Origin of the sequence: Marinobacter sp. UBA2498 (genome assembly GCF_002341575.1) — a bacterium.
GTDB classification, from domain to species: domain Bacteria; phylum Pseudomonadota; class Gammaproteobacteria; order Pseudomonadales; family Oleiphilaceae; genus Marinobacter; species Marinobacter manganoxydans.
Genome location: NZ_DDOI01000053.1, coordinates 5,704 through 31,255 on the forward strand (window position 1 = coordinate 5,704; position 25,552 = coordinate 31,255).

The window sequence follows — 25,552 nt, forward strand, 5'->3', positions numbered from 1 at the left end:
TCATCACCTTCGCGATTCAGGGGCGCAAGTACACCACTGCTGATCTTGCCGGCTTCTTCAAGAATCGCGTCGGCCGTTTCCGGGTCCACATTCTCGGCAACCTTGGGCAGTGAGGCCCACAGGGAAGGGGCGTCGAAAACCTCATTCAGAACGAAACGCATGTCACGTAGGGGTGCCTGATAATCAGCCATCTAAAACTCTCCAAAATTCTGTCAGTCTGTTCAGGTGGCAATAGGGCCGTTGTTCCGGCCGGTCACACCTGCTCGGGCTATGTGTCCGCTGAAGATTATTTTTATGGGCGTTTATTCTACCCTAAAAACGGACCGCAACTCATGAAAAAAGCCCGCCTCCGGGGAGCGCGGGCTTTGTGTCCTTTGGAACCGTCCTTCGGTGCCCGCGCCTTAGATGGCGAATGCTTCCTCCGGCATGTCCATCAGGCTGTCAGCGCCAGCCAGCATGCTTTCTGCGTGGCCCTTGGCCCTGGGCAGCATACGCTTGAAGTAGAAGCGCGCAGTCTGGATCTTGGCGTTGTAGAACATCTCTTCAGTGGTACCCTCAACCATCTTGTCCAGGGCAACCTTGGCCATACGGGCCCACAGGTAGGCAAACACTGCGTAACCGGAGTACATCAGGTAGTCCACAGAGGCCGCGCCCACTTCCTCACGATTCTTCATGGCAGACATACCAATTTTGGTGGTCAGCTCGCCCCATTCCTTGTTCATCGCCGCCAGCGGCTCGATGAATTCCTTCAGCTGCTCGTCTTCCGCGTTTTCCTTGCAGAACAGATGCACCTGCTTGGTGAAGCCTTTCAGGGATTCGCCCTGGGTCATCAGAACCTTGCGGCCCAACAGATCCAGCGCCTGAATACCGGTGGTGCCTTCATAGATCATGCCGATACGGGCGTCACGAACGTTCTGCTCCATGCCCCACTCGGAGATAAAGCCGTGACCACCAAAGACCTGCATACCAAGGTTCGCTGCCTCGTAACCGATTTCGGTGAGGAACGCCTTGGCAATCGGTGTCAGGAAGCCCAGCGCCTCATCGGCCGCCTTGCGCTCTTCTTCGGTCTTGCCGCTGTGAACAACGTCTGCCTGCTGCGCAGTCAGGTAAATCAGGGCACGGGCGCCTTCTGCAACCGCCTTCTGTGTCAGCAGCATCCGACGAACGTCCGGGTGAACAATGATCGGATCGGCAATACCTTCCGGATTCTTCGGACCGCTCAGTGAACGCATTGCCAGACGCTCCTTGGCGTAGGCAAGTGAACCCTGGAAGCCCAGCTCGGCGGCACCCAGCCCCTGGATGGCGGTACCGATACGGGCCACGTTCATGAAGGTGAACATGCAGTTCAGGCCTTTGTTCTCCGGCCCGATCAGCCAGCCCTTGGCGCCGTCGAAGTTCATCACGCAAGTGGCGTTGCCGTGGATACCCATCTTGTGCTCAATGGAACCGCAGGAAACGGCGTTGCGCTCACCGGCCGAGCCATCTTCGTTCGGCAGGCACTTTGGCACGATGAACAGGGAGATACCCTTGGTGCCTTCCGGTGCACCCGGCAGACGTGCCAGGACGATATGGACGATGTTCTCGGCCATGTCGTGCTCACCGGCAGAAATAAAGATCTTGGTGCCGGTGATAGCGTAAGTGCCATCGGCATTCGGCTCCGCCTTGGTGCGAAGGGTGCCGAGATCAGAACCGCAGTGCGGCTCGGTCAGACACATCGTACCAGTCCACTCGCCGCTGATCAGCTTGGTGAGGTAAGTCTGCTTCTGCTCTTCGGTGCCATGCTCTTCAATGGTGTTGGTTGCACCGTGGCTCAGGCCCGGGTACATGCCAAAGGACCAGTTGGCGGTGCCCACCATTTCACTCATGACCAGACCGAGAGAGTGCGGCAGTCCCTGGCCACCGTAGTTGGGATCGGCGGTCATGGACGGCCAGCCGCCTTCCACATACTGCTGGTAAGCTTCTTTGAAGCCAGTCGGTGTCTTCACACCGTCTTCGCTCCAGATACAGCCTTCCTTGTCACCCACCTGGTTCAGCGGAGACAGAACCTGCTCACAGAACTTGGCACCTTCCCCGATAATGGCATCCACCATATCCGGAGTAGCGTCTTCGGCACCTTCCAGGTTGGCGTAGTGCTGCTCGCTGTTCAGCAGCTCGGTCATTACGAATTTGATGTCACGCAGGGGCGCTTTGTACTCAGGCATGGAATCCACCTCGGTTCTCGGGCTCAGCTGAATCAGGTTTGACAGCTTCTGGCCTTGGGTTTGCTCAGACACCGCAACGCGATGCGCTGCAGCCTTAATTAAACACTTGTTTGAAACATACGTTTACAGGCACAGAATTGTCAATAGCCGGATGCAAAATTTGTGTTGCGAACTGTCACCGGATCACGCGCCACAGCAGCGCATGGAGCCGGATCGCACCTTAAGTGCCGGATATCTATGAAAGGACCTGGATGTTGGAAATTAAACGGTCAGGCAGACACCGGTTGGAAAGAAGAAACGCGGTTTTCGTCACCACTCTGATCAGACTCTCCCATGGCGGAGACCTCACGATAAGCATCGCTCGCGGTTCTTGACGAAGCGCCCGTTTCGGCGGCCAGCTCCGACTGGGCCTGGAGCATGATCTGCATCGCCTGGGCAGCCACCGCTCGATCCTGGCCGGACGGCTCCGCCGGCGCCATGGCCGCCGCCCGGACAATTCGCATTTTCTCGATAGTGGCCTGGGGATCACCCTGCACCGGGGACAGATCAATGGAGACTTCACCTCCCACCGCATACTGGGCACCGTCCGGCCCCCGCTGGTAGGTGAACGACATGGCGCCGGCGTACTGGCCGCCAACCGCCTGGTGCGCGGCTTCGTGGGCACGAACTTCACGATCCCGCGCTTTCAGCTCGGTCAGTTGTTTCAGCTCTTGCTCTTTGAGTCCCTGAGGATTGTCGGATTCCCCGCTCCGGGGCCCGGAGTCGGGATTTTCCCGCGCAGATTCGGCTTTGCCTGCAGCCTCAGTAGATCTGGCGCCGGCGGTCGGCGCCTCCGGCTTTGCCGATACTGGGCCCGTGGCCTGGACTCGCGGAGAAACCTGACCCTGAAACGAGGCCGCTGGGATAGGTGGGGGAACAGGGGGGAGAGATGAAAGCACGAGCCAGGCGCCCTTTCAGTAATCAGGCCATGATATCAAGCAGCGTTCCGAGTGTTTCGTCAGCGGTTTTCACCACTTGTGCGGACGCTTCGACACTTCGCTCGTAAATCTTGAGATCAACAATGGGTTCAACGAGGCTGCCCGCGCCTTCCGCGGTTCCCTGGGGACCATCAGTACCACCACGAGCAATCTTGCGGGCGGCATTTTCCATGCCCACCATGCCATCCTGGATGCCCTGAATCCCAACTGCGAGAGTGTTACTGATCATAACTGCGCTGCCCGATGACCATAAATTGACTTCATTAAGCCACAAACCTGGTCAATTTTCAAACAGCCCATCGATATTCAGATAACCAGCCAGCATTTCAGGCCGCGCCTGCTCCAGCCACGGAAGAATACCCAGACAGGGCGCTCCCATGTGGTTAACCAGATAGTTCAGGGTGTCCTGTTCGCAACTCATGGGCTCAGGCTCGGTGCGATTGGCAACCCACCCTGCCACTCTGAGACCGTCACTTCTGATTGCCTCTGCCGTAAGAAGCGCATGATTAATACAGCCAAGGCGCAGTGAAACCACGAGAATGACCGGCATGGACAGCTGGCGCGGAAACTCTGAATAGGTTTCCCGATCGTTAAGCGGGACCCGCCAGCCGCCGGCACCCTCAACCAGCAGAAGGTCCGCCGGACGAATCTGCAATCCGCGGCAGAATCCAACCAGACGATCAGACGTAATGTGTCGCCCAGCCTGCTCAGCCGCAACATGCGGTGCAATGGCAGGCTCCAGCGCCACCGGGTTGATCAACTCGTAGGCCAGTGGCTCAGTAATGGCGTTCTGCAGAATAAGGGCATCTTCGTTGCGAAGGCCTTCCGGCGTCCGATCGCAACCCGAGGCGATGGGCTTCATCGCCAGGGTGTGCTTACCCATGGCCTTTGCCGCCTGAAGAATGGCTGCGGATACCAGGGTTTTCCCAACCCCGGTGTCGGTGCCCGTTACGAAAAAGGATTGCTTGGCCATGTGTATTTCCAGTTAACGACTCTTACGGTTTCTGCCAGTAAACCCAGGCAGCCTCATAGCTTGCCATGATAGTGCCATCCGGCTCTTTGGGGTACTGCCTGCACATTTCCCGCATCCGCCCCGGTGCCGTGGCCGCTCGTCGCCGGCCAGCGCCGCGGAAGCCCGCGCCAAGATGGCGAAGCTCACCCGCCAGGGCCATCGGCGATTCGTAGGGTAAGCTGATAGTGCGCTCTTCAACAACGGCATCCGGTAACTCGGCCCGCACCTTGGCCTGCAAGGCAAGGTCAGTCTCGAAGCGATTTACGTGCTGATGGCCAGGATCCGCCGCCTGCCAGGCCGATTTCAACTCACGGAGCGTACCGTCAAGGAGTGTGGAGACCATCAGATTCCCACCTGGCCGCAGGATCCGCCGGCATTCCCGAAGCACGGCGCCGGGGTCATCACACCACTGAATCATGAGATTGCTGAAAATCACATCGACACTGCTATCCGGCAAAGGCAGGTGTTCGGCATCGCCCACGATCCAGCTGATTCCCGCAGGCCCATTCTTGCGAGCCTGTTCCAACATGCCAGGCGACAGATCAACCCCACTCAACGATTCAATCTGCCCGAAATCCGCAAACTTTCGGGTAAACCAACCTGTGCCACACCCCAGGTCCAGCAATGTTAGATCATGATCCTGACTTTCCCGGAACTCAAACTTCTGCAGCATGGTATTGCCCATGAAGCGCTGCAGTCTTGAGGCATTTTCATAGGTGCCACTGGCAATGCCAAAGCCCCGGGCAATATCAGACTTGCGAGTGTCGGAAATGCCCCGGGCTATCTGGTCGGTAGAGATGATCATAACGCCCATGACAACGCCTTTTGAGTGGCAAAAAACGCCTGTATCGCCTCCCAGCAATCCGAAGCCGAGCAGCCGCCCGGCCAGTGCGCCATACCCGGTATGACCGCATGACCGCTTGACGCCGGGACAGCGAGATCACCCGCCCACGACCTGACCACAATATCGTTCTCACCCATCACATGAAGGGCCGGTGTGGCGAGTGAACGCCATAACGCCCTCTGATCCCCGCTTTCCAGCCAGGCAAGACTCGTGACGAGGTGTTCATGCGAGACCAGAGTGCCTTTCTCAAGCCACGGCTTGAGCCTCTGCCGCTCCAGTTTTTCGTCCGCAGAACCGTTGATCATCAACAACAGAAAATGCAGCCAGTAGCGCTGTGGGTCCCGGCGGATACCACGGGCAAACGCCCGAAAGTCGCTTTCCGCCATACCATTGAGCCAGCGTTCGTCGGCCACAAACTTCGGAAAACCACCGAGGGTAATAACACAGGACACTGCACCGGTCTCACGCCCGGCGGCCTCCATCACAACCTGACTGCCCAGGGACCAGCCCATCCAAACTGACGGCTCCGGATAAAGTGACAACAGCTCGTCCGTCACCTCCGAGAGCGACTGGCAGCGGCTCAGCAGCTCATCGTCCAGAGACACGGCAACCACCTCCCCCGGCCAATAGCCATAGAGCCCAGATAACATCTCTGCACGAACGCCCCAGCCAGCAACCACCACCAGACGCGGACAGACCCTGCAGGAACTCATACCGCCATGTCCGCTTTTTGAACCAGATGCCGGCAGTCTGACAGCGCGGTCAACAGACAATCCAGGTTCGCCTGGGAATGAGCGGCACTGAATGTAACCCGCAATCGCGCCTCCCCCGCGGGAACCGTCGGCGGGCGAATGGCCGAGACCAGCAAGCCGCGCTCCTCCAATGCCTGACTGAGCGCCAGCGCGTCGTGATTGTCGCCAACCATGATCGGCTGGATCGGAGTATGTGAAGGCATCAATTCATACCCCATGGCCGAGGCCTCCCGACGAAACCGCGAAACCAGACCCAATACATGCTCGCGGCGCCCCTGATCCCGCTCAATAAGATCCAGACTCGAAATGGTTGCCATGGCAAGAGCCGGCGGCATCGCCGTCGTATAGATATAGGTTCTGGCTTTCTGAACCAGATAATCCATCAGCAGCGATGGCCCGGCCACGAATGCGCCACTGGTTCCGACCCCCTTGCCCAGGGTGCCGATCAACACGGGGACATCCTCTTCGGACAACCCCGCTTCAGCGACGCTGCCCCGCCCTTCAGGTCCGAGTACGCCAATTCCGTGAGCATCATCAACCACCAGTAACGCATCGTGGAACCGGCAGACCCGGGCCAGCTCCGCCAGGGGCGCAATATCGCCGTCCATGCTGAAGACCCCGTCGGTCACCACCAACTTGTGCCCGGACGTCTCCGCCAGCATCGCCTCCAGCGCCGCGACATCGCCATGGGCATAACGGCGAACCCTGGCCCGGCTCAGGATACAGCCGTCGATGATGGATGCATGATTCAGGCGATCCGAAAAAATCGTATCGCCCCGCCCGGCCAGTGCCGAAATAACGCCCATATTCGCCATGTAGCCAGTGGAGAAAAACAGCGCCGAACTGCGTCCGGTAAACTCCGCCAGACGAAGCTCCAACTGGTGATGGGCATCATGGTGACCACAAATCAGATGGGAAGCCGCGCCCCCAAGGCCTGTTTTGGAAAGCGCATCACGGAGGGCCTCGATATTGGCAGGGTTATTGGCAAGACCAAGGTAATCATTACTGCAGAACGACAACAAAGGTTTGCCGTCAGCAATGAGAGAGGGCCTCTGAGGACCGGCTACATGCCGACGCGTCCGATACAGACCGGCCTGTTTCCGCTCTTCGAGTTCAAGGGCAAAATCCCGCACGATAGCACCTGGAGGTTAACTCAACGATCCGGGCAACGAGCGGGTGAGCTCGCTGCCTCCCAAGATCAAATACTCAGGCAGACTCCCGCGTAGCGTCGTAGAACATGTGACGGGTCGCCTCATACTCCACGGCCTCGGCAATCGCCTCCTCTTCCTGCTCCTCCGACGCACACTGCTCCCGCTGCTCTGGGCGAATACCGAGGCGTTTGAACAACAGCATATCGGCATCGGCCTCCGGATTGGCGGTGGTCAGGAGCTTTTCGCCGTAGAAGATCGAGTTGGCACCAGCCATGAAACACAGAGCCTGCATCTGCTCATTCATGTTTTCACGCCCAGCTGACAGGCGAACGTGGGAAGCCGGCATCAAGATCCGCGCCACCGCAATAATCCGGATGAACTCGAACGGATCCAGGTCCTCGACGTCCTCCAGAGGCGTGCCTTTCACCTTCACCAGCATATTCACAGGCACACTTTCCGGATGATGGGGCAGGTTCGCGAGCTGAACCAGCAGTCCGACCCGGTCATCCTCGTCTTCGCCCATACCCATAATGCCACCGCAACAAACCTTCATTCCGGCCTTGCGAACATTGTCGAGAGTGTCCAGTCGATCCTGGTAGGTTCGAGTGGTGATGATGTGGCTGTAGTACTTCTCAGAGGTATCCAGGTTATGGTTGTAGTAATCCAACCCGGCATCGGCCAGTTCTGCCGCCTGCTCCTCTTTGAGCATGCCAAGGGTCATGCAGGTCTCAAGCCCCAGGGACTTCACCTGTTTGACCATGTCCAGAACATAAGGCATGTCCTTCTTCGAAGGACTGCGCCAGGCGGCGCCCATGCAAAACCGGGAAGCCCCCTTTTCTTTCGCGGCCCTGGCCTCAGCCACAACTTTTTCGATTTCCAGCAGCTTCTCTTTCTCAAGACCGGTGTTGTAATGACCGCTCTGGGGACAGTATTTGCAATCCTCCGGGCAGGCGCCGGTCTTGATCGACAGCAAGGTGCTTACCTGAACCTCGTTAGGATCAAAATACTGGCGATGCACACTCTGGGCACGGAACAGTAGATCGTTAAAAGGGAGTTCGAAAAGCTCGCGAGCTTCCTGCAGTGTCCAGTCGTGGCGGAGTTCTGTAGCGGTCATGTAAAAGTCCTGTTAACCTTTCCCGGTCTCTGGGTTTACGGATGAATCAGATGATAAAGGGACTGAACTGGCTGTCAACCTTCGTGGACAAAAAGGTTAACAGCATCAGGCACGGCGGACTGTGTGTCGCCTGCCTTTCCTCACAGGCATTCAACGGCTTATGCCAGCCTTGCCGGGGCGACCTACCAGTGAACCGCTGGCACTGTCGCTGCTGCGCCCTGCCCCTGGCTTTTCCCTCCTCGGAGCTGCTCTGCGGTGACTGTATGAAACACCCGCCGGCTTTCGATAGCTCTTTTATTCCCTGGCGCTACCAGTACCCACTCGACGGCATGATTGGCCGATACAAGTATCGGGGCCAGCGCAAGTTCGGAAGACCATTGATGGCGGATTTTGCTGACTTGGTGCAGAAGGCTCGGCTCGATGGTGCTATCGCAATGCCAGAAGTACTGGTACCCGCGCCAATGGATGCGCGGCGACGCCGGCAACGCGGGTTCAATCAGGCCCAGGACATTGCCGAGACGATTGCCAGCGCCCTGGATCTCCCGGTCGACAACGGACTTGTCAGAAGGGTTCGCCGTGTCCGGTCTCAACGGGAGTTGAACCGGGAGGCCCGACTGGCGAATCTTCGCGGGGTATTTGAGGTCATCCCGCCAGTGCCAGAGCGAATAGCGATTGTCGATGATGTGGTGACCACCGGCGCGACCGTCAGGGTTTTATCATCAGCACTTCGGGAGGCCGGGGCCCGGAACATTCAGGTTTGGGCACTAGCCCGGACGCCAGGTTAAGACAGCAAAGCTTTTACACGCTCAGCAATTGCCAGGCAGGATGTTAAACCCGGCGATTCGATACCGAACAGATTAACCAGTCCCGGCATACCGTGCGTCTCTGGACCATCAATCCGGAAATCCGCGAAGCCACCATCGGGGCCTATCAGCTTCGGTCGGATGCCGGCATAGGCGGGCTGAAGTCGGGTCGGGTCGAGTCCTGGCCACCATTGGCGGATGCCTCTGGCGAAGCCTTCCTGGCGGCTGGGTTCCACGGTGTAGTCTTCCTTTTCGATCCACTCTACATCCGGACCGAAACGGGCCTGGCCAGCGAGATCGAGAGTCAGGTGGATACCCAGGCCCCCGGGTTCAGGAACCGGATAGATCAGGGTCCTGAAAGGTGTTCGTCCGCTGTAGCTGAAGTAGACGCCCCTCGCGAACCATTGCCGGGGAATGCAGTCGTCGGGCAGACCTGCCCAGTTTTTTGCCAGCGGGACGGCGCCGAGCCCGGCGGCGTTAATGACATTTTTCGCTTCCAGAATTAGCGGGGTTTCGCCTGCCACGTTTAGACGGTGCCGCTGGCTATCCGATTCAGCAGCCGCTACCGGTGAGCGTAGAGCGAGCTGGCCGCCGGCATCATGGAGCTCGCCAAGCAAGGAGAGCATCAGCCCGTGGCTGTCGACAATACCGGTTTCGGGGGACCAGAGCCCCGAGCTGGCGCAAATACCCGGAGCGCCTCGGGCGACTCTTTCGCCATCATACAGCTCAAGTTCAACACCGTTGCTGGCTGCCGCAGCCTGAATATCAAAGAGCTTGTCATTCTGTGCCTCGTCGACGGCAACAATCCACTTACCGCATTTACGGTGTCCAACCTTGTGCGTCAGGCAATAGTCGTAAAGCTGCCGTCGACCCTCAACACACAACTCCGCCTTCAGTGATCCTTGCGGATAATAAATGCCGGCATGAATGACTTCGCTGTTTCGTGAGGAGATGCCCTCACCAAACCGGTCTGAGCTTTCCAGAACGATGACCTCATGCCCGGCTCTAGCCAGAGCGCGGGCAATAGCCAGCCCAATGACACCGGCGCCGATAACAACGGTTTGGATTTCCAGCACTTCTGTCGACACTTATGGTTGGCCCTGCTCCACTGACAAGAGGTTGAGCATATCCTATACCGCCAGCCCGGCGAAAACGGGCGCCGGCGGGCTCAATACATTACTCAAGAGCCCATACCGGTTATACTTGGCTCCGGAAAGTAGTGCATGGAGCCCGGCTTATGATGTCTGACAGGAAGCAGTTTGTTCTGGTAATGGTGGTGGCGGCCCTCTTTGTCGGGTGGCTAGGCTGGCGGGGCTTTGAAGTAATCAGCCTGAACGAGCGGCTGAAAGCGGATGAGGTGGTTGCCAGCTACCCCTACAAGCACCGGGTACTGAGGGTGGAGGGCGACACGGCCATTATGAGCTCACTGCGGTCCCACACCACGTCCACCCACAAGGCGCTGAGTGCGGTATTTCCGAGTATGCGCAATCTTGGGGACAGTCATCGCGACTGGCAGCGGGCAGAACGCGAGCTTGCACAGGTTCAGGCCCGTGCCGGAGACGTTATTCTTGGGGCTTCTGGCATCAGCCGTATCCGCTGGGAGCTGGACGAAAACTGGTACCATCTGCAAACCATGAAATCCAAATACGACACAAGGCTCTGAAACGCCCTTTATGACCCATGACCCCTCACTTGCGGCATCCACCCACCCCTACGATTCCCTGACGCCGGATATCATTCTGGATGCGATGGAAGAGGCAGGGTTTGCGGTAAGTGGCCGGCTGTTCGCGTTGAACAGCTATGAAAACCGGGTCTATCAGGTAGGCCTGGATGAAGGCGCCCCGGTAATTACCAAGTTCTATCGGCCGGGCCGATGGAGCGAAGCGGAAATCCGCGAGGAACATACATTCACCCTGGAGCTCCTGGAAGCCGACATTCCGGTTGTAGCACCTATGAAGCTGGCGACCGGGGACACGCTCGGGCGCCATGGTGAGTTCCTGTTTGCGGTATTTCCGCAGCGTGGCGGGCAAGCACCAGACACCAGTGTTACCGATACCCTTTACCGGCTGGGGCAATGGCTGGGTCAGATCCACAATATTGGCGCCAAAAAACCGTTTGCCCATCGCTCGGGCATGGATTTGCTGGATGGCATCGAAGCCAGCAATCGGCTTTTGTTACGGGGAGACTGGATTCCCACGGATCTGAGGCCAGCCTGGGACAGCCTGATTCCTGACCTGCAAAGACTCTGTGCCGCTCGGGTTGACGAAGCCGGTCCGGTGGAAACCCTGCGACTTCATGGCGACTGCCATGCCGGCAATATTCTCTGCCGGGACGAACAGATGCTGTTCGTGGATCTCGACGATTGCCGCACCGGACCCGCGATCCAGGATATGTGGTTGCTGCTGAACGGAGACGACTTCGAGCGCGGCGCCCAGCTGGGAGAGTTGCTGGAGGGCTATGAAATGTTCCGTGATTTCAATCGCCGCGAGCGCCACCTGATTGAGCCGCTGCGCTGCTACCGGCAGATTGCCCATTGCGCGTGGCTGGCAAAGCGCTGGGACGACCCTGCATTTCCGCGCTTCTTTCCCTGGTTTGCCCAGCCACGGTTCTGGTCAGACCAGATTCTGTCGCTCCGGGAGCAGTTATCAGCCTTGCAGTCACCGGCCATCACGGTGCCGGGACAATACTGACCAACACTTTTAATTCGTTTGATTTGAGGTATGCATGAGCCAGAATGAGGCCCGTTACACCGTCCGTAGCCTGATCGTAACCGCTGTGGTTGCGGCTATTGGCACCGTTCTTGTATTGGAGATGAGCGGCAGGATCAACCACAGCGAGAACAAGGATCATATGCCTGTTGGCGATTTCCAGGCCATCCATGTAACCGAGGAGGATCCGTTTCGCATGTCGCCCAAAGCCTCGGAACTGCACGCCGTTTGCGAAAATGGTTACCTGGCAATTGCCGCCGATGTGGATCCCTCGTTCCGGGGAATCCTGGTGGACTATAAAAATCGCGGCGTACGCTGCTCAAGGCCCTCCCCGACCGGGCCTGCCGTTCTGCCCGCTCCCGAGACTCCGGACACCAATGAATAAATCCCGCAAGCCGTCGGAGGCACCCGAGCAGACCACGGACCGGCTGTTTGCCACAGAGCGCCGGCCGGAGGACTTCCGATTCGACGCATCGGTGGCAAGGGTGTTTCCGGACATGATCCGGCGCTCGGTGCCGGGCTACACCACCGTCATTCCGATGATCGAGGTTATCTCGGAGCAATATGCCCAGCCCGCCACCAACTGCTATGACCTGGGCTGCTCACTCGGCGCTTCCACGCTGGCAATGCGCCATGGTATCGCCAATGCGGACTGCAACCTGATCGGAGTGGATAACTCGAGCGCCATGATCGAACGCTGCGAGCATTACATTGCACTGGACGACAGTGCGCTCCCCGTTACCCTCAGGTGCGAGGATATTCTGGACACCGAGCTGAGTAATGCCTCGGTGACCACTCTGAATTTCACCTTGCAGTTTGTCGATCCGGAGAAGCGGGCCGGCCTGCTTGCGCGCATTGCTGATGCCACGCGTCCTGGCGGTGTCCTGATCCTGTCGGAGAAAGTTCGCTTTGAATCTGACGACGAGCAAGCCATTCAGACCCGACTGCATCACGAATTCAAGCGCGCCAACGGCTATTCGGATCTTGAAATAAGCCAGAAACGCACGGCGATCGAACAGGTGCTGATTCCCGAAACACTGGCTGCGCACAAGGCGCGCCTGTTGTCGGCAGGTTTCGATGACGTGGTGGTGTGGTATCAGTGCTTCAACTTTGTTTCCATGCTCGCCATAAAGGCCAACCAAACCACCGAATGACCATGGCAGACTTTGACTGGAAAGCCCGGTTCGGGCCTATCATCGATGAACTTGAGAAAGACGGCGTGGAGCATTGGGCGACGCAACTCCAACAGCAACTGACCCACCGCTTTGAGGACCGCCCCCACGGCGATCTCGATCGCTGGCAAGCTGCCCTTGACCAGCTACCCGGTCTGACTCAGATAGACGCGCAACTGGACCAATCCGCGGTAACCCTGACCTCCAGGCAGCCCCTGACCGTGGCACAACGGGAGCAACTGGAACTCGGATTACGCGGCCTGATGCCCTGGCGCAAAGGCCCCTTCGACTTCTTCGGTACGTACATCGATACCGAATGGCGCTCTGACTGGAAATGGGACCGCGTGTCGCCTTACCTTTCAGACCTTTCCGGTCGTCGCATACTGGATGTGGGTTGTGGCTCCGGGTATCACTGCTGGCGCATGCTGGGCGAAGGCGCGGGTCGGGTGATCGGCATCGACCCGGGGTTGCTGTTCCTGTTCCAGTTCTTCAGCGTCAAGGACTACCTCGGTGATGTCCCGATAGACCTGCTGCCCGTTCGGATGGAAGACCTCCCCGCCGACCTTGAAACCTTCGACACCACCTTTTCCATGGGGGTTCTCTATCATCGGCGCTCACCGCTCGATCATCTGCTTGAACTGAAGGGGACGCTTCGCAGGGGCGGGGAACTGGTGCTGGAAACACTTGTCGTTGAAGGCCCTGAGGGCTTCAGCCTGATGCCCGAGGATCGCTATGGGCAGATGCGGAACGTCTGGTTCCTCCCGTCCTGCGACACACTGCTGCGCTGGTTGGACCGCACCGGCTTCCGGAATGCCCGGGTGGTCGATGTCACCCCTACGACCACAGACGAACAGCGAAGCACCGACTGGATGCGTTTCAACTCCCTCCAGGATTTTCTGGATCCGAACGACCCCTCAAAAACCGTGGAAGGATACCCGGGGCCGTTGCGTGCTACCGTGATTGCCGAGAAGCCCTGAACACAAAAAAACCGCCGTGCCTTTTAAGCAGGGCGGTTTTTTTAACGTTGGCGATTACTCGCCGAACGGGTGACGCAATGTAATCGTCTCGATACGATCCGGACCAGTAGATATCACATCGATCGGCGCTTCGATCTGCTCTTCCAGGAAACGGATGTAGGCCTTGGCGTTCTCCGGCAACTGATCAACGCTGGTCAGGCCAACGGTGCTTTCGCTCCAGCCGGGCAGTTCCTCATAAACCGGCTCGATGTCCTTGTAGCTGTCGCAGCCGATGGGCGGCCGGAAAATCTCGCCGTTAGGCGTCTTGTAGCCTACGCAAACCTTCACGGTTTCCAGTCCGTCCAGCACGTCCAGCTTGGTCAGACAGATACCGGACACACTGTTGATCTGGATGGCGTGGCGCAGAGCCACCGCATCGAACCAGCCACAACGGCGGGCGCGCCCGGTTGTAGTGCCGACTTCGTTGCCCTTCACCGCCAGGTGGTTGCCCATATCGTCGAACAGTTCGGTCGGGAACGGTCCGGAGCCTACACGGGTGGTATACGCCTTGGTGATTCCCAGCACATAGTCGAGGAACAGCGGGCCGAAGCCGGAACCGGTGGCCGTGCCGCCAGCGGTGGTGTTGGAAGAAGTCACATACGGATAGGTGCCAAGATCGATATCCAGGAGCGAGCCCTGGGCACCCTCGAACAGGATATTCTCTCCACGCTTACGGAAATCATGCAGCATGTCAGTCACGTCTGCCGCCATGGGCAAAATTTCCTCGCCCATCTGCTTCAGCTCTTCCAGTGCGGCATCAATGTCCTCAGCCTCTTCCTTGAAGTACTCGGTCAGGATGAAGTTGTGGTATGACATGATCTCCCGGAGCTTCATTTCGAAGTCGGCGGGATTGCACAGATCGCCCAGGCGCAGGCCACGACGGGAAACCTTGTCTTCATAGGCCGGGCCAATACCGCGACCGGTTGTGCCGATCTTGTCGACACCACGAGCCCTTTCACGGGCCTGATCAATTCGAACATGAGTACGCAGAATGATCGGGCACGCCAGACTGATGCGGAGGCGATCGCGAACCGCCACGTCATTGGCTTCCAGCTCGCGCACTTCTTTCAGCAGAGCCTCGGGCGACAGGACAACACCGTTGCCGATGAGGCAATAGACGTGTTGCCGCAGAATGCCGGAAGGAATCAGGTGAAGCGCTGTTTTCTTGCCGTCAATTACCAGGGTATGACCGGCATTGTGCCCGCCCTGGAAGCGGACAACCGCTGCAACCTTGTCGGTCAGCAGGTCAACAATCTTACCCTTGCCTTCATCACCCCACTGGGTGCCCAGCACAACAACATTTTTACCCATGATTCTCTCTCAATGCGGCTGCCCCGCAGGACAGGCGTTTCGCAAGTTTACCTGTAAATGAATTCACCGAGGCCCCGGGGGCATCAGCCCAGCTTCTGCACAACCCATTGGCCACTCTGTTTGACCAGCTCACGGTCACAGCCTCTGGCGGCAGGGTTAACGCCCTCGTCTTCGGGAAGTGCACGAACAACGGTTTCCGTCATTCTCAGACCGGAGATCACGCCTTCCAGGGCGGGGTCGTCATCCGCCGGCGCCCAGACAGCACCGGCACTGCGAGTCACGCGCTCGCCAAGAGAGACGAGCGAGCGAATATCAAGACTGAACCCCGTTGCCGGGCGGGCGCGGCCAAAGTCACTTCCAATCGCATCATAACGGCCACCCTTGGCCACGGAATCGCCGTGGCCCGGCACGTAGGCTGCAAACACCAGGCCCGTGTGGTAGTTGTAGCCACGAAGCTCACAGAAATCGAATCCGAAGCTGATATCCGGGTAATCCCTTCCCAGCATTTCAGACACACGCCCAAGCTGGTCGAGTGCCGCGTCCAGGCTGTCAGAGGCACCCTGCAGGATCCGACGGGCCTCGTTCAAGGCTTCCGGGCCACCACTGACCCGGGCAAGCTCACGCAAACGAGCACCCGCAGAGCCTGGAGGGCATTGACCCAACAGTTGATCAAGCTCCGGCACCGATTTGCGGGCCATGGCGTCAAAAATGGCGCTCTCCGTATCCCGATCAAAATCCGCCTCGCCGATCAGACTCTCATAGATGGCAACATGAGCCAGATCCAGATGGATACGGGGCAAGCCGGCAACCCTGAGGGTTTCCAGCATCAGGCTGATCACTTCCATATCCGCTGCTTCGGAGCCACTGCCAAACAGTTCGCAGCCGGCCTGAATCGGTGTTCGACCTGTCAGCATATGCCTTGGGCGGGTGTGGAGTACGTGCCCTGCATAGCAAAGACGGGTGATCCCTTCCTGGCCCAGGGTATGGGCATCAATGCGCGCCGCCTGAGGCGTCATATCGGCGCGAACACCCATCATCCGCCCGGTCAACTGATCGGTGAGCTTGAAGGTCTGAAGCTCCAGATCGTTTCCGGTTCCGGTAAACAGGGATTCGAGATATTCAATGAGCGGTGGGATTACCAGCTGGTAGCCCCAGCGCTGGCAGGTATCCATTACATCCCGACGCAGGGATTCGATCCGTCCGGCCAGCGGGGGAAGAATATCCTCTACCCCGTCTGGCAGTAACCAGCGATCAGATACTGTCATGAGATTCCGTTGTCCGTTATATCCGCACCGGCACAGTCGGCTGGGGGATCACACAGGATTTAAGGCGGCACTCGGCAAAAGCCCTACACAAAACCGGCAGAATTTTACACGGTTGCCGGGCACAAAAAAACCGGAATACAGAGGTATTCCGGTTTTTGGTCTGAACGTGCAGGGTTAACGGGCACCCTGCGGATCGTTCAGGAACTTCATGAACGCGCTGTTGGAATCAATCACCATGATGTCATCCTTGCTCATGAAGGTATTGCGATAAGCCTGCAGGCTTCGGTAGAAGCTGTAGAATTCCGCGTCGGAGCCGTAGGCATCGGCGTAGATTCTGGCCGCTTGACCGTCACCTTCACCCCGGGTTTCTTCTGACTGAGCGAAGGCTTCCGCGAGAATAACGGTTCTCTGACGATCCGCATCGGCGCGAATACCTTCGGCCAACTCCCGACCCCGCGAACGGAATTCCTGAGCCAGTTTCTCACGCTCGGTCGCCATCCGACGGTAGACGTTTTCGCTCACCTGACCCGGGAATTCGATAGCCTTTACACGAATGTCGAGAACCTCGATACCGAATTCGTTCTGGGCAGTCTGGTTTACGCGATCCCGCAGCGTGTGCATCAGCTCATCCCGCTGGCCCGAGACCACTTCGACCATGGTCCGGATACCAAACTCGTCCCGCAGGCCGTTATCAACACGGGAGGACAACAGGGACTGAGCGCGGAACTCGTCACCGCCGGTCGCTCGATAGAACTGGTCCACATCACGGATCTTCCAGGCAATATACGAATCCACATCCAGCGGTTTCTTCTCCACGGTCAGATACTGCCGCGAGGGCAGATCCATGGTGAGAACCCGGATGTCGAATTCACGAACCTGGTCGATGACCGGAACCTTGAAATGGATACCGGCCTGGATATCGGTCTCTACCAGCTCACCGAACCGGAGCAGAACACCCCGATGGGTTTCCGGAATGATGTACACACTGGACAGTACCAGCAGGACAACGATCAGGGCGCCTGCAAGGCCCACTACACCTTTAGGTCCCATAATTATCTGCTCCTCCGAACGGTAGTATCCTGCCTGCTTCGCAGTTCCTGAAGAACCTGATCAGTCAGGGTCTGGATGTCCACGTTGCCCTGGTTGTTGCCGGAGGATGATCCACCGGTACGGGGCAGCGAGCCCTGGGTCAGTCGATCAAGCGGCAGGTACATCATGTTGCCACTGCTCTCCGTATCAACCAGGATCTTGCTGCTGTTAGCAAGGACTTCTTCGACCGTCTGTAAGTACAAACGTTCGCGAGTGACTGTCGGAGACATCTGATAGACGGCCAGTAGCTCAAGGAAACGCGAGGTCTCACCACGGGCCCGCTCGATCACCTCTTCCTTGTAGGCGTTGGCTTCTTCGATCATGCGCTGGGCCTCACCACGAGCCTCCGGAACGATCCGGTTGCGGTAGGTTTCAGCTTCTTCCTTCACCCGCTGCTCGTCCTCACGGGCCCTCTGGACTTCACGGAAGGCATCCTGGACCGCTGGTGGTGGCTGGGTGCTTTCAACGTTAACCCGCACCAACTCCAGACCAGTGCCGTATTCCCGCAGGAACATCTGGAGCCTTTGCTCGACCCGCACGGCCAGTTCTGCACGACCTTCGGTCAGTACGTCGTCGAGTGTCGAGCTACCGACCTCGTGACGGATCGCACTATCCGTTGCAAAGGCCAGCGCCTGGTTGGAGTCACGCACATTCAGCACGTAGGCTTCTGCGTCGCCAACGCGGTACTGCACCTGGAGGTCAACCGTTACCAGGTTTTCGTCCTGGGTCAGCATCTGGCCACTGGACTCAGCGGTACGCACGTTAGTCACGCGGACCTTGGTGACGCTATCGATCAGTGGCACCTTGAATCTCAGGCCAGGATTCTCGGTCTGGTGGTATTCACCGAAACGGAGAACCACCGCCCGCTCCTGTTCGTCCACGGTATAGAAGGACTGGAAGATGACATAGCCGACCACCAGTATGGCTGCCAGTGCGAGAATCGCACCAAAACCACCGGCGCTGCCGCCGCTACTGCCACCGCTGCCGCCGGACTTGCCACCCTTGCCGCCCAGCATCTTGTTGAGCTTGTCGAGACCTTTTTTCAGCGCCTCATCGAGGTCTGGCGGCCCCTGATCATTGCCGCGTCGACCACCACCGGTACCCCAGGGGTCATTGTCGTTACGGTTTCCACCCGGTTCGTTCCAGGCCATAGTGCTCTCCGTTACTGACTTATAAATAGAATGACTGCAAATACTAGGGATTTATCTCCGCCCCGGCAATAGCCGCTGCGGTTTCAGGCGTGACCCACGTCCAGCCTGACTGACTTTTCATTCACACCGGCGCGGCTCAGCAGCTGATGCCAATCCCGGTTCTGCAGGCGCACCTCAACCACCGTGTCGCCGGTATCCCGGTATTCCTCGCTGATCACCGATCCTGCCTCATGCAAAAGTGCACGCAGTTTGCCATCCGCGGGACCCAGCAGGACAAAGTGGTGAACGACGTCTTCGGCCACACGCTCCACGATCGCATCGAACAAGCCGTCCAGGCCTTCGCCAGTAACCGCGGAAACCCACGCTCTCACCGGGATACCCTCTTCGTTGCGCTCAACCCGAGGCGTGAAATTTTCAAGCAGATCAATCTTGTTGAACACCTGCAGCATGGGAATGTCGTCCGCCCCGATCTCCGCAAGCACTTCCTCAACCTGCTCAATGTTCTCCTCGCGGCGCGGGTCATGGCTGTCGATGATGTGAAGCAGCAGCGTCGCCTGCGTTGTTTCCTCAAGCGTCGCCCGGAACGCCTCAACCAGCATGTGCGGCAGATGCCGGATGAAGCCCACGGTGTCCGCCATTACGACCGGCCCGACATCCGGAAGTTCCAGCCGCCGCAACGTCGGATCCAGCGTGGCGAACAGCTGGTCTGCAGCATATACGGAGGAAGTGGTAATACGGTTGAATAAAGTGGATTTACCGGCGTTGGTATATCCAACCAGCGATACGGTGGGGATGTCAGCCCGCTGACGGGCCCTGCGGCCCTGGTTGCGCTGGCGACGAACCTTTTCCAGACGCTTGTGGATAGACTTGATGCGCTCCCGCAAGAGCCGGCGGTCGGTTTCCAGCTGGGTTTCACCAGGCCCGCGCAGCCCGATACCACCTTTCTGTCGCTCAAGGTGGGTCCAGCCCCGAACCAGTCGCGTGGACATATGCTCGAGCTGCGCCAACTCTACCTGAAGCTTACCTTCGTGAGTCCGTGCCCGCTGAGCGAAGATATCAAGAATCACACCGGTGCGGTCCAGCACACGGCACTTGAGCTCGTGCTCAATGTTGCGCTCCTGGCGTGGGCTCAGGGCATGGTTGAACAACACCACATCCGCTTCGTTCGCCGCTACTGCATCACGAATTTCTTCCAGCTTGCCCTCACCAACGAAAAATCTGGGGCTGGGCTGCTTGCGGGACCCGGTAACGGTTGAGACAGGCTCAACACCGGCAGAAGTGACCAGCTCCCGGAACTCACCGGGGTCTTCGGTACCATCGTGGGCAGTAAAATCGATGTGGACGAGGACCGCGCGCTCACCGACATCAGGACGTTCAAACAATTGGCATCAACTCCGGGGTAAACACATGATGAGGGTCATAAAAACAAACACCCGCAGCCACAAGACCCCTTGTCGGGATCCTCTGGAACGCGGGTGGCAAGATCGGGAAACGGATGGATCAGTCTTCAGACTCGCCCTCTCCTCCCGGAGCCTGCTGCGGAATGCGGACATTTCGGGCAGGAACCACAGTGGAAATAGCGTGCTTGTAGACCATCTGGCTGACAGTATTTTTCAGCAAAATCACGAACTGGTCGAAAGACTCAATCTGGCCCTGAAGCTTGATACCGTTGACCAGAAAGATGGAAACCGGAATGCGTTCCTTGCGCAATGCATTGAGGTAAGGGTCTTGTAACGAATGCCCTTTTGACATGTGTTTTCTCCTGTTTTTAGTAAATGCAGATCGTCATTTGTCAAAATTAAATGTGGTGCGAAGTCGGATTTTTTTCAAGGCTACCTCAGCGATATGTTTGTCGCCGCTGTCCAGCCAGTCCACATCTGACCACTTGCGCAACCAGGTCAACTGCCGCTTCGCCAGTTGGCGTGTTGCTGCCACTCCCTTGCTGACAAATGTCTCGTAGTCGTCTTCCCCGGACAAATAGCTCCAGGCCTGGCGATATCCGACACAACGCATGGAAGGGAGATCAGGGTGCAGGTCGTCCCGGATCATCAGAGCCCGAACTTCATCAACGAACCCCGCCTCCAGCATTTTTAGAAACCGCAGGCGAATCCGCTCATGAAGCACCCGCCGCTCAGGCGGCGTCACGGCAAGTTGAATTACAGTATACGGAAGCAAAGATGTTTCGTCTGCCTGCCAGCGAGTGAAATAGGTGTAATCCTCAATGTCGCCGACCTGCGCCACTGCCGTCGTTTGCTCACAGCCACCCTGATCGGCTCGCCAGAACTCCGAAATCGGCTTGCCGGTAAGGCGCAATACCTCCAGGGCCCGCATCAGACGCTGCCGGTTGTTCGGATGGATCCGCTCGGCTGCCACCGGATCACTGGCCCGCAGCTCTTCATGCAAAGCCTCCCAACCCCGCTCCTCTGCCTCCTGCTCCAGCGCCCGTCGTACGTCGGGGCTGGCCGATGGCAGACCGGACATTCCATGCAGCAACGCTTTGAAATACATCATGGTGCCGCCGACTAGAAGCGGGATCCTGCCTGCGGCCGTTATTTCGGCCATGGCGGTCAGCGCGTCCCGACGGAAATCCGCAGCGGAGTATGTTTCCGCCGGATCGCAGATATCAATCAGCCTGTGGGGCGCCCGCGCGAGCTCTGCGGCCGTGGGTTTGGCCGTTCCGATATCCATACCCCGATAGATCATTGCGGAATCTACGCTGATGATGTCGCAAGGCAGGTGGTCGCAGAGCGCCATGGCCAGGTCTGTCTTTCCGGAAGCCGTGGGCCCCATCAGAAAGATGGCAGGAGGCAGTGACACCTCAGCGCCCCCGGAGAAACAGCTTGTCCAGCTCAGACATGGTCACCAGGGTCCATGTCGGCCGGCCATGGTTGCACTGGCCACTGCGCTCGGTCGCCTCCATGTCCCTGAGCAGCGAATTCATCTCCGGAATGGTCAACTGCCGGTTGGCACGCACTGAACCATGGCATGCCATGGTGCCGAGCAGCTCATGCGTCACCGCCTCGACACGATCACTCTGACCGTGCTCAATGAGATCCGCCAGAACGTCACGCACCAGCTGTTCTGTGTCAGCACCCCGCAGAAGCGCGGGCACCTGCCGCACAGCGAGGGTTTCCGGACCAATCCGCTCAATCTGGAGACCAAGCTTCTGCAGTTCTTCACCGTGACTCTCGGTCAGGGCGGCTTCTTTCTGGCTGACCGCCAGCGACAGCGGCACCAGCAACGGCTGGCTTTTAAGGTCCTGCTCGGCAAGCGCCCGCTTCATTCGCTCATAGGTAATGCGCTCGTGGGCCGCGTGCATGTCCACAACAATGAGCCCCGCACGACCCTGGGCAAGAATATAGATCCCGTGCAGCTGGGCGATGGCATATCCGAGCGGCGGCTCCTGGTCACTGTCTGCAGGCGGTGTTGGCATTGGTGTGGCGGCGCGATCGCTTACGGGCATAGCCTGCTGTCCGTCGCTTCCGCCACCGGCATTCAGGGACTGATAAAACGCCATCTGATCGCTGGCGCGCCACTCCTGTTGGGGCTGCGACTGTCCGCCAAAGCCGGCGCCTGAGCTGCCGGGGTAACCATAGCTGGATACCGATGGCTGGCCGTTCCAGCCCGCCTCTGCAGAGGCACCGGTGGACGGAACGGCTTCCTGACCCTGGGTGACTGCTTCGCGACCAAAGGACTGCGCCACCGCGCCGCGGAAATGATCGTCCGGCCGGACATCGGCCAGCGCCTTGTGCAGGGTTCTGAAGATGAAATCGTGAACCAGCCGACCATCCCGGAACCGGACCTCGTGCTTGGTCGGGTGGACGTTTACATCGACGGTGGCGGGGTCGACTTCCAGATACAATACAAACGCCGGGTGCCGGTTATTGTAGAGTACATCCCGATAGGCCTGGCGCACGGCATGAGCTACCAGGCGGTCACGAATAACGCGGCCGTTGACGAAAAAATACTGAAGATCGGCCTGGCTGCGCGAAAATGTGGGAAGAGCGACCCAACCCCAGAGGCGCAGCCCGGTGGCCTCCGCATCAATAACCACCGCGTTATCGATAAACTGCTGGCCGCACAGGGATCCAATCCGACGCTCGCGATCGAGGGCCGATTCCGCTGGCCTGAGGCTTTGAACGACACGCTGGTTATGGCGCAACGTGAAGCCAGCATCGAAACGGCTCAGCGCCTGGCGCCGCACACATTCTTCGACGTGATTGAATTCTGTCTTTTCAGTACGCAGGAATTTGCGGCGAGCCGGGGTGTTAAAAAACAGGTCGCGCACTTCAACGGTCGTTCCGACCGGATGCGCTGCAGGCGAAATTCTCGCGTCCATTTCCCGGCCCTCGACCTCGACCCGAGAGGCCGCTTCCTGCGACTCGGTCCTTGAGGTCAGGGTAAGACGAGAGACAGAGCTGATACTGGCAAGCGCTTCTCCCCGGAAACCCAGGGACGCCACGGCTTCCAGATCGTCCAGACTGGCAATCTTGCTGGTCGCATGGCGGCTTAGCGCCAGGGGAAGATCGTCTTCCTCAATACCACTGCCGTCATCCCGAACTCGAATCAGCTTGACGCCGCCCTGCTCCACCTCAACATCGACGCGGTTGGCGCCGGCATCCAGGGCATTTTCAACCAGTTCTTTGACGACAGACGCGGGGCGCTCAACCACCTCACCCGCGGCAATCTGGTTCGCGAGCCGCGGTGACAGCAATCGAATGGGGGGCATGTTACAGAAAAACCTCTTGATCAGGACGCGGGAATACGAATGGTTTGCCCTACCATAACACGGTCGTCCCGAAGGTCGTTAAACTGCATCAGCTCACTGACGGTCGTCTGATTTTTCCGGGCCACGCCGGATAGCGTGTCTCCACGCTGTATCCGATAGTGGCTGATGCTGTTTCCACCCTGGCGATTCTGTTTTTGCCACGCCAGCAGGGTTCCAGGCGGGGGCGTTTTCTGGAAGTAGTCATCTATGCCTTTCATGATGGCGCCGGCCAGCTTGTTGCGATACCACTCAGTGGCCAGGTTTTTCTCTTCCTGGGGATTCGATACGAAGCCTGCTTCCACGAGGATGGAGGGAATATCCGGTGATTTCAGAACCGCAAAAGCGGCCTGCTCAACGCCAGGCTTGTGCAACTTCGCCACGCCGCCCAATTTGCCCAGGACCGAACTGCCAACCCCCAGACTGGCGTTGATACTGGCCGTCATGGAGAGGTCCAGCAGAACACCGGCAAGCATGTCGTCACGGCCATCGAGGGACAGCCCGCCGGCACCACCGATCAGATCCGACCGGTTCTCACTATTGGCCAGCCAACGGGCGGTTTCACTGGTGGCGCCGCGTTGGGAAAGGGCGAAGACCGAGGCACCTTTGGGTTGTGGTGTACGGAAGGCGTCGGCATGGACCGAGACGAACAGGTCAGCGTTGTATTTCCTGGCCAGAATCGTGCGATTGCGAAGGCCAATGTAGTAGTCCCCGGTTCTGGTCAGCTTGGCGGTATAACCCGGCCGATCATTGATGAGGTTGGCCAGGGTTTTCGCCATTTTCAGAACCACATCCTTTTCACGGGTTCCCCGCGGACCAATAGCACCCGGATCTTCCCCGCCGTGCCCGGCATCAATGACCACAATAACGTCCCGCTTTCCGGATGAATCCTGGGTCACGGTGGGCGTTGTCGCCTTTTCCAGCCGGCTACCGCTTTCATCAATCAGGTCGACCACCAGTCTGTGGCCGTACTGCTGATTCGGCTCGAGCTGAAAACTCCGCGGTTTGATGTCAGCCTTGAGATCCAGAACGACGCGCAAATCGGTGCCGTTTCTGGGGGCGCTGCGGATTCGCTTGATCGGACTGCCGGAAAGGTCCAGACCGGAAAAATCGGTCTTCAGGTTGGCATTCTTGAGATCGATCACCAGCCGCGCCGGGCCGCTCAGGGAGAAAATGTTGTGCTCCACCTGCCCGCCAGTGTCCAGAACCAGCCGGGTATGATCGGGCGCGGGCCAGATACGGGCACTCTCAACCTGTGTCGCCGCCGAACCGTGAAACGCCAATGTCATAAGCAATAGCGCAATCGGCCAGACCAGTTGTTTACTCAGCTTTGCACAATTCATAAAGCTTACCTGCCAGTTTATTCCCGGTTCCGGGCTCACTATGACGCCGGACCAATCAACTCCAGTTCGTTCAGCACCCCGGCGCCCAGCTCTGAGCGGGCCCTGAGGACTACAGAGCGCCCCTCTCCCCGGGTTTCGAGATGAACCTCCAGGTCCGGCTCGGGCAATATGCCCTTGCCTCTCTCGGGCCACTCGATCAGGCACAGGTTTTCGGCGGAAAAATAATCGCGGATGCCCATGTATTCCAGTTCTTCGGCGTCGCCCAGGCGATAAAGATCAAAATGGTATGTCGGTGGATTCAGAGTCTCGTAGGGCTCTACCAGGGTATAGGTCGGGCTCTTTACGGCCCCCTCATGACCCAATCCGCGCATGACGCCCCGACTGATGGTGGTTTTACCCATGCCAAGCTCACCATCCAGATAAACAACCAGGCCATGGCCAGATTCCACGACGGTTCTGGCCAGCTCCCGACCGAGATGCTCGGTTTCGGCCTCGTTCTCCAGAAAAACCCGACGCTCGTTACCCATTATGCTCATAACGATTCAGCCCCCGGACTCCTTTCAGATTCCCGAAACACCAACGGCAGCGCATCGATGACATCGGTCGGTATCAGCCCGATAAACCCCGTGGTTCTCGCAGCACGGTCAGCCGCAGCAAGGTGCACGGATGCACCCAGCACGGCCGCTTTCTGTCCGTCGCCAATCTGAGCCAGAACAGCCGCAACAATACCTGAGAGCACATCTCCCATTCCGCCAGTCGCCATTCCGGGATTGCTGCCACTGATGATATCCAGGCCACCGTCCTCAGACGCGACAACGGTGCCGGCGCCTTTCAAAAGCACCGTGCCGCCGTACAGCGCCTGCAGATTTCTGGCGGCG

General features: G+C 58.5%; 26 protein-coding genes and 1 pseudogene. 6 read left to right on the forward strand and 21 right to left on the reverse strand.

The features are described from left to right. From B2W52_RS06290 to bioB, 9 genes and pseudogenes are all read right to left on the reverse strand, one after another. Positions 1-191, reverse strand: a pseudogene (locus B2W52_RS06290) (acyl-CoA dehydrogenase N-terminal domain-containing protein); the annotation flags it as partial. Positions 192-401: 210 nt separating this feature from the next. Next, positions 402-2,201 (reverse strand): acyl-CoA dehydrogenase C-terminal domain-containing protein, encoded by a 1,800-nt coding sequence (locus B2W52_RS06295; protein ID WP_273070409.1) that lies wholly within the window; start codon positions 2,199-2,201, stop codon positions 402-404. A 269-nt stretch (positions 2,202-2,470) separates the two neighbouring features. Next, complete coding sequence (locus tag B2W52_RS06300; RefSeq protein WP_273157294.1) at positions 2,471-3,139, reverse strand: putative metalloprotease CJM1_0395 family protein; 669 nt, start codon at positions 3,137-3,139, stop codon at positions 2,471-2,473. Positions 3,140-3,161: 22 nt separating this feature from the next. Beyond that, a complete protein-coding gene (locus B2W52_RS06305; protein WP_014577776.1) occupies positions 3,162-3,407 on the reverse strand; it encodes a flagellar basal body rod C-terminal domain-containing protein in 246 nt (81 codons plus the stop codon). Between the two features lie 51 nt (positions 3,408-3,458). Further along, positions 3,459-4,151 carry a dethiobiotin synthase gene (gene bioD / locus B2W52_RS06310; protein ID WP_053112697.1) on the reverse strand — a complete coding sequence of 231 codons (693 nt, stop codon included), beginning with the start codon at positions 4,149-4,151 and terminating at the stop codon, positions 3,459-3,461. A 22-nt stretch (positions 4,152-4,173) separates the two neighbouring features. Beyond that, positions 4,174-5,004 (reverse strand): malonyl-ACP O-methyltransferase BioC, encoded by an 831-nt coding sequence (gene bioC, locus B2W52_RS06315; RefSeq protein WP_339622501.1) that lies wholly within the window; start codon positions 5,002-5,004, stop codon positions 4,174-4,176. Then, a complete protein-coding gene (locus B2W52_RS06320) occupies positions 4,992-5,747 on the reverse strand; it encodes an alpha/beta fold hydrolase (protein WP_273157296.1) in 756 nt (251 codons plus the stop codon). Before B2W52_RS06320 ends, bioC begins: the two co-directional genes overlap by 13 nt. Beyond that, on the reverse strand, positions 5,744-6,919 hold the full coding sequence (gene bioF / locus B2W52_RS06325) for an 8-amino-7-oxononanoate synthase (protein WP_092031001.1): 1,176 nt from the start codon (positions 6,917-6,919) through the stop codon (positions 5,744-5,746). The genes B2W52_RS06320 and bioF overlap by 4 nt, the downstream gene beginning before the upstream one ends. A 73-nt stretch (positions 6,920-6,992) precedes the next feature. Further along, positions 6,993-8,051: a biotin synthase BioB gene (bioB, locus tag B2W52_RS06330; protein WP_008170083.1), complete on the reverse strand. Its 1,059-nt coding sequence runs from the start codon at positions 8,049-8,051 to the stop codon at positions 6,993-6,995. A 263-nt stretch (positions 8,052-8,314) separates the two neighbouring features. Here bioB and B2W52_RS06335 point away from each other — a divergent pair, with 263 nt between their 5' ends. Continuing rightward, on the forward strand, positions 8,315-8,836 hold the full coding sequence (locus tag B2W52_RS06335; protein ID WP_227497727.1) for a ComF family protein: 522 nt from the start codon (positions 8,315-8,317) through the stop codon (positions 8,834-8,836). Here the strand turns inward: B2W52_RS06335 and B2W52_RS06340 are convergent. Beyond that, positions 8,833-9,930 (reverse strand): NAD(P)/FAD-dependent oxidoreductase, encoded by a 1,098-nt coding sequence (locus tag B2W52_RS06340; protein ID WP_008170080.1) that lies wholly within the window; start codon positions 9,928-9,930, stop codon positions 8,833-8,835. The genes B2W52_RS06335 and B2W52_RS06340 overlap by 4 nt on opposite strands. Before the next feature lie 161 nt (positions 9,931-10,091). Here B2W52_RS06340 and B2W52_RS06345 point away from each other — a divergent pair, with 161 nt between their 5' ends. Genes B2W52_RS06345 through cmoB form a run of 5 tightly spaced genes read left to right on the forward strand, consistent with a single transcriptional unit; the run spans position 10,092 to position 13,711 of the window. After that, positions 10,092-10,517 carry a hypothetical protein gene (locus tag B2W52_RS06345; RefSeq protein WP_008170078.1) on the forward strand — a complete coding sequence of 142 codons (426 nt, stop codon included), beginning with the start codon at positions 10,092-10,094 and terminating at the stop codon, positions 10,515-10,517. Positions 10,518-10,527: 10 nt separating this feature from the next. After that, positions 10,528-11,544, forward strand: a complete 1,017-nt coding sequence (locus B2W52_RS06350; RefSeq protein WP_008170076.1) for a serine/threonine protein kinase — start codon at positions 10,528-10,530, stop codon at positions 11,542-11,544. Positions 11,545-11,578: 34 nt separating this feature from the next. Beyond that, positions 11,579-11,947 (forward strand): PA3694 family proteiin, encoded by a 369-nt coding sequence (locus B2W52_RS06355; protein WP_008170074.1) that lies wholly within the window; start codon positions 11,579-11,581, stop codon positions 11,945-11,947. Further along, entirely contained in the window at positions 11,940-12,716 is a 777-nt protein-coding gene (cmoA, locus tag B2W52_RS06360) for a carboxy-S-adenosyl-L-methionine synthase CmoA (protein ID WP_008170072.1), read from the forward strand. Before B2W52_RS06355 ends, cmoA begins: the two co-directional genes overlap by 8 nt. A 2-nt stretch (positions 12,717-12,718) precedes the next feature. Then, positions 12,719-13,711 (forward strand): tRNA 5-methoxyuridine(34)/uridine 5-oxyacetic acid(34) synthase CmoB, encoded by a 993-nt coding sequence (cmoB, locus tag B2W52_RS06365; protein ID WP_273070396.1) that lies wholly within the window; start codon positions 12,719-12,721, stop codon positions 13,709-13,711. A gap of 54 nt (positions 13,712-13,765) precedes the next feature. Here cmoB and B2W52_RS06370 read toward each other — a convergent pair whose 3' ends face one another. The 11 genes from B2W52_RS06370 to B2W52_RS06420 form a co-directional block, all read right to left on the reverse strand. Beyond that, a complete protein-coding gene (locus B2W52_RS06370; RefSeq protein ID WP_008170068.1) occupies positions 13,766-15,061 on the reverse strand; it encodes an adenylosuccinate synthase in 1,296 nt (431 codons plus the stop codon). A gap of 83 nt (positions 15,062-15,144) precedes the next feature. Then, entirely contained in the window at positions 15,145-16,326 is a 1,182-nt protein-coding gene (locus B2W52_RS06375; RefSeq protein WP_008170066.1) for an ATP phosphoribosyltransferase regulatory subunit, read from the reverse strand. A 174-nt stretch (positions 16,327-16,500) separates the two neighbouring features. Beyond that, positions 16,501-17,376, reverse strand: a complete 876-nt coding sequence (hflC, locus tag B2W52_RS06380; RefSeq protein WP_008170064.1) for a protease modulator HflC — start codon at positions 17,374-17,376, stop codon at positions 16,501-16,503. Between the two features lie 2 nt (positions 17,377-17,378). Beyond that, a complete protein-coding gene (gene hflK, locus B2W52_RS06385; RefSeq protein WP_053112707.1) occupies positions 17,379-18,566 on the reverse strand; it encodes an FtsH protease activity modulator HflK in 1,188 nt (395 codons plus the stop codon). 83 nt (positions 18,567-18,649) lie between these two features. Then, on the reverse strand, positions 18,650-19,948 hold the full coding sequence (gene hflX / locus B2W52_RS06390) for a ribosome rescue GTPase HflX (protein ID WP_273070393.1): 1,299 nt from the start codon (positions 19,946-19,948) through the stop codon (positions 18,650-18,652). Positions 19,949-20,066: 118 nt separating this feature from the next. Next, positions 20,067-20,318, reverse strand: a complete 252-nt coding sequence (gene hfq / locus B2W52_RS06395; RefSeq protein WP_008170056.1) for an RNA chaperone Hfq — start codon at positions 20,316-20,318, stop codon at positions 20,067-20,069. 33 nt (positions 20,319-20,351) lie between these two features. Next, positions 20,352-21,356: a tRNA (adenosine(37)-N6)-dimethylallyltransferase MiaA gene (gene miaA, locus B2W52_RS06400; protein WP_081467497.1), complete on the reverse strand. Its 1,005-nt coding sequence runs from the start codon at positions 21,354-21,356 to the stop codon at positions 20,352-20,354. Positions 21,357-21,384: 28 nt separating this feature from the next. Further along, positions 21,385-23,295: a DNA mismatch repair endonuclease MutL gene (gene mutL, locus B2W52_RS06405; protein ID WP_008170053.1), complete on the reverse strand. Its 1,911-nt coding sequence runs from the start codon at positions 23,293-23,295 to the stop codon at positions 21,385-21,387. A 20-nt stretch (positions 23,296-23,315) separates the two neighbouring features. Then, positions 23,316-24,620: an N-acetylmuramoyl-L-alanine amidase gene (locus tag B2W52_RS06410; RefSeq protein WP_413540216.1), complete on the reverse strand. Its 1,305-nt coding sequence runs from the start codon at positions 24,618-24,620 to the stop codon at positions 23,316-23,318. A gap of 92 nt (positions 24,621-24,712) precedes the next feature. Beyond that, positions 24,713-25,210 (reverse strand): tRNA (adenosine(37)-N6)-threonylcarbamoyltransferase complex ATPase subunit type 1 TsaE, encoded by a 498-nt coding sequence (gene tsaE, locus B2W52_RS06415; RefSeq protein WP_041645383.1) that lies wholly within the window; start codon positions 25,208-25,210, stop codon positions 24,713-24,715. Continuing rightward, positions 25,207-25,552: ADP-dependent NAD(P)H-hydrate dehydratase (locus B2W52_RS06420; protein WP_286802011.1), on the reverse strand; the 346-nt coding region annotated here is incomplete at its 5' end. The genes B2W52_RS06420 and tsaE, both read right to left, overlap by 4 nt.

Bases quoted from the DNA above. Each gene is read 5' to 3' on its own strand.
- B2W52_RS06345 (WP_008170078.1), top strand. From the start codon at position 10,092: ATGATGTCTGACAGGAAGCAGTTTGTTCTGGTAATGGTGGTGGCGGCC.
- B2W52_RS06410 (WP_413540216.1), bottom strand. From the start codon at position 24,620: ATGACATTGGCGTTTCACGGTTCGGCGGCGACACAGGTTGAGAGTGCC.
- miaA (WP_081467497.1), bottom strand. From the start codon at position 21,356: ATGGGGCCCACGGCTTCCGGAAAGACAGACCTGGCCATGGCGCTCTGC.
- hfq (WP_008170056.1), bottom strand. From the start codon at position 20,318: ATGTCAAAAGGGCATTCGTTACAAGACCCTTACCTCAATGCATTGCGC.
- B2W52_RS06370 (WP_008170068.1), bottom strand. From the start codon at position 15,061: ATGGGTAAAAATGTTGTTGTGCTGGGCACCCAGTGGGGTGATGAAGGC.
- B2W52_RS06350 (WP_008170076.1), top strand. From the start codon at position 10,528: ATGACCCATGACCCCTCACTTGCGGCATCCACCCACCCCTACGATTCC.
- B2W52_RS06305 (WP_014577776.1), bottom strand. From the start codon at position 3,407: ATGATCAGTAACACTCTCGCAGTTGGGATTCAGGGCATCCAGGATGGC.
- tsaE (WP_041645383.1), bottom strand. From the start codon at position 25,210: ATGAGCATAATGGGTAACGAGCGTCGGGTTTTTCTGGAGAACGAGGCC.
- B2W52_RS06375 (WP_008170066.1), bottom strand. From the start codon at position 16,326: ATGACAGTATCTGATCGCTGGTTACTGCCAGACGGGGTAGAGGATATT.
- bioB (WP_008170083.1), bottom strand. From the start codon at position 8,051: ATGACCGCTACAGAACTCCGCCACGACTGGACACTGCAGGAAGCTCGC.
- cmoA (WP_008170072.1), top strand. From the start codon at position 11,940: ATGAATAAATCCCGCAAGCCGTCGGAGGCACCCGAGCAGACCACGGAC.
- hflK (WP_053112707.1), bottom strand. From the start codon at position 18,566: ATGGCCTGGAACGAACCGGGTGGAAACCGTAACGACAATGACCCCTGG.
- mutL (WP_008170053.1), bottom strand. From the start codon at position 23,295: ATGCCCCCCATTCGATTGCTGTCACCGCGGCTCGCGAACCAGATTGCC.
- bioC (WP_339622501.1), bottom strand. From the start codon at position 5,004: ATGGGCGTTATGATCATCTCTACCGACCAGATAGCCCGGGGCATTTCC.
- B2W52_RS06320 (WP_273157296.1), bottom strand. From the start codon at position 5,747: ATGAGTTCCTGCAGGGTCTGTCCGCGTCTGGTGGTGGTTGCTGGCTGG.
- B2W52_RS06355 (WP_008170074.1), top strand. From the start codon at position 11,579: ATGAGCCAGAATGAGGCCCGTTACACCGTCCGTAGCCTGATCGTAACC.
- bioD (WP_053112697.1), bottom strand. From the start codon at position 4,151: ATGGCCAAGCAATCCTTTTTCGTAACGGGCACCGACACCGGGGTTGGG.
- cmoB (WP_273070396.1), top strand. From the start codon at position 12,719: ATGGCAGACTTTGACTGGAAAGCCCGGTTCGGGCCTATCATCGATGAA.
- B2W52_RS06335 (WP_227497727.1), top strand. From the start codon at position 8,315: ATGAAACACCCGCCGGCTTTCGATAGCTCTTTTATTCCCTGGCGCTAC.
- hflC (WP_008170064.1), bottom strand. From the start codon at position 17,376: ATGGGACCTAAAGGTGTAGTGGGCCTTGCAGGCGCCCTGATCGTTGTC.
- B2W52_RS06295 (WP_273070409.1), bottom strand. From the start codon at position 2,201: ATGCCTGAGTACAAAGCGCCCCTGCGTGACATCAAATTCGTAATGACC.